Origin of the sequence: Rhizobium croatiense (assembly GCF_019793465.1) — a bacterium.
GTDB lineage: Bacteria > Pseudomonadota > Alphaproteobacteria > Rhizobiales > Rhizobiaceae > Rhizobium > Rhizobium croatiense.
This window is the reverse complement of the sequence record NZ_JAILYJ010000124.1, coordinates 1-254: the sequence shown is the minus strand read 5'-3', so window position 1 is coordinate 254 and position 254 is coordinate 1. Positions and strand designations below refer to the sequence as shown.

Sequence of the window (254 nt, the reverse complement as noted above, 5' to 3'; positions counted from 1 at the left end):
TACCATGGGCGCAGGGGCGTTTCACGGCCGTGTTCGGAAAGGGAACGGGTGCAGCCACCCCGCCATAACCACCAGGTCGGCAAAGCGCAACTTTTTGATTTGAGAAGCTGGATTTGGTTTTGAGCGAATAGGGAGTAGCGAATAGCGAATAGGGCTATTTGGTTCTCTTTCGCTGGTTTTGAACACGTCTTTGGAGCGATTTGGGAGCAACTATTCGCTACTCCCTATTCGCTATTCGCATCATCGATCCGGAC

General features: G+C 52.0%; 1 rRNA gene. It reads right to left on the bottom strand.

The window, feature by feature from the left end:
• Window positions 1-76 (bottom strand): 5S ribosomal RNA (gene rrf / locus K6M89_RS30855); the annotation flags it as partial.
• Between the last annotated feature and the right edge of the window lie 178 nt (window positions 77-254).